General features: G+C 66.1%; 2 protein-coding genes and 2 pseudogenes. All 4 read right to left on the reverse strand.

Annotated features, from left to right (window positions below; all coding sequences use genetic code 11):
* Positions 1 to 602 precede the first annotated feature (602 nt).
* Positions 603 to 923, reverse strand: a complete 321-nt coding sequence (locus tag ACFYXB_RS45765) for a hypothetical protein (RefSeq protein WP_389591427.1) — start codon at positions 921 to 923, stop codon at positions 603 to 605.
* 289 nt (positions 924 to 1212) lie between these two features.
* Positions 1213 to 1578: pseudogene (locus ACFYXB_RS45770) on the reverse strand (IS481 family transposase); the annotation flags it as partial.
* Between the two features lie 34 nt (positions 1579 to 1612).
* Positions 1613 to 1792, reverse strand: a complete 180-nt coding sequence (locus tag ACFYXB_RS45775) for a zinc ribbon domain-containing protein (RefSeq protein WP_389591429.1) — start codon at positions 1790 to 1792, stop codon at positions 1613 to 1615.
* Positions 1793 to 2080: 288 nt separating this feature from the next.
* Positions 2081 to 2212, reverse strand: a pseudogene (locus ACFYXB_RS45780) (transposase); the annotation flags it as partial.
* Between the last annotated feature and the right edge of the window lie 180 nt (positions 2213 to 2392).

The raw sequence follows: 2392 nt of genomic DNA on the forward strand, positions 1-2392 counted from the left end.
ACCAATTCTAACACCATCAGTGCAGGTCAGAGCAGTTGAAAGATGAGCTAACCCCTCCCTGAAGGGAGGGGCCTGCGCTCAAGATGTCCGGTCAGGACGTAGCCCGCCGCGACCTCCGCGGCTTCCAGGGCAGGACCACCAGGACCACACCTACGGCGTCGTGGCCGCAGGGAGAAGCCCCGGGACGTTCGTGCCACGCGCGGCCTGGCCCAGACGGCGTGCGGCCATCCATCCGGCCCAAAAACTCTCTCTGCGTGCGCCCGATGCCGCTCGGCATTGGATCCGGTCCGCGACGCGGTGCCGGCCGCTTGGGGGCGGCCGGAGGTGATCCAGCGGGGTGGCATCCGTGTGCGGCCGCCCGCGTCCCGTTGCGTGCGACCACGGATGCCACCCCTGCCCCGGGCACGGGAAGCCGCTCCTGCGTGCCCGGCCGGCCACCGGTGCCCATCCCAAGGACCGGTGACCTCCTGCACCCGGACGCCCCACCCGGGTGCAGGAGGATTGAGGGCCTGTCAGTCGAAGATGCGGTGGTCGAAGCCACCACCCACGGCCAAGATCACCCAGGTGTCCTGGTGTCAGCGGTAGAAGCGGTGGCCGTCGTGTCAGTAGCGGTAGCCGTGGTCGTGGCTGTACCAGTCATAGCCGCGGTACCCGTCCCAGCAGCGGTCGTCCCAGCGGCGGTCATGCCCGCGGTACCCGCTCCAGCGGTGGTCGTCCCAGCGGTACCCGTCCCCGCGGCGGTCGTCCCGGTCGTGACGACTGCGGTCGTGCCCATAGCTGCTGCCGTCATGGGTGACGACGGCCGGACGGTGGGTCGCCTCGGTCGCGGCCGAGGCGGTACCGCCGGCCACGAGGAGCGAACCTGCGGCAACAGCGAGCGAAGCGACTGCGGTGGCGGCCCTGCGCGCGAAGGTGCGACTCATGATCTTTCCTCCTTGCTCTGCCCCGCTCCTCCCACGACGGAGCCGGAGCGGGATGTGCCCTTTGGTGTTCGGCACTGATGAACCTACGCCCGATTTTGTTGAAAGATGAACAAAATGGGGGGTGGTGTATGTCATGGACCCACGCCCGTTGCGGCGGGAAGGGTCAGCAGCCACCTCCCATTCCGCGAATGACCATTCTGTTTTGCGTTCTCATCCTGCGACGTCGACCAGCCCACGTCAAGACGAACATTCGTTTTTCTTGTAAAACGAGGCCCGGCACCTCGGCACGGTGCCGACTCCTCGGTTTGCCAGGTGTCGCAGCCCGGTTCCGTTCGCCCTGACGACGGCCCACGTAGCGCCAGCCGCCGCCGTCGGGGATGTTCCCGAGCTTCTTCACGTCCACATGCACCAGGGCGCCGGGGTAGGAGTGCTCGTAGCGGCGGATCGGTTCACCGGTGGCGCGGTCGACATGCGACAACCGGTTCAGCCGCGCCGACGCCAGGATGCGGTGCACCGTTGATGGGGCGATACCGAGGCGCTCCGCGAGCTGAACTGGCCCTTCTCGCAGTCGCAATCGCAGGCTGATGCATCGCTTCACCGTCGCCCTGCTCGTCTCGTTCGGCGAGGTCCTGGGACGCGATGAGCGGTCGTGCGTGACTCCTCCACCCCGTGAACGGGGTGGCTTCTCGCTAAGCCGGTTGGGCTTCGCGACGGGCCAGCCCGGCCCGTAGAACGTTGAGAGCGCCCACCGTGTCCGCGTGCGCCTGGTGACCGCACTCCTGACAGTGGAACTTCTCCTGTGTGGGCCGGTTCTCCTTGGCGGTGTGCCCGCATCCGGGGCACCGCCGGGAGGTGTTGCGGGGGTCCACAGCTTCCGGTCGCGGGAAGCGACTCGCCCGCTTTCTGGAATCCCTATCCAACTAGACCGAAGACCCGCTACTGCAGGACGAATCAGCCAGGAGCCACATAGCCGGACTGCGGAGACAACCTCAACTAACGTCCCGGGTCAGTACACCTAGGCAGTTTCGTTTGGATCGGTTGGTCGTTGGCCCGGGTGTGCCATTGACTGACGCCCAGTGGGAGCGGATCGAGATACTGCCGGACCGCACCCTGCTGACCTGGCCCTGGGGGCAGGTCAGCTGCCGGCGGTCGAAGTCGGCCTGCTCCGTCGGGAAGTGCCCGCGGGAACGGACGGCCTTGCGGATGCGTGCGTTGACGCTCTCGATGCTGTTGGTTGTGCACACAATCTGGCGGATTTCCGCATAAAAGTGGAGGAAAGGCGTGAAATCGTCCCAACTTGCCTCTCAGTGGGCGTTTAGACATTGCTTGTGGCGTTACGCCGCTCTTGCGGTTGGCGATCTTTGGGAGGATTTGTGCTCTACGTAGAGCTTCGTGGCCTTCCAGGCTCCGGTCTCGCCGCCCTTTTGCTCCACGTCTCGCGCCCAGATTCCGTCTGGTCTATGGACTTC

It is taken from the genome of Streptomyces sp. NPDC002619 (assembly GCF_042889305.1).
GTDB lineage: Bacteria > Actinomycetota > Actinomycetes > Streptomycetales > Streptomycetaceae > Streptomyces.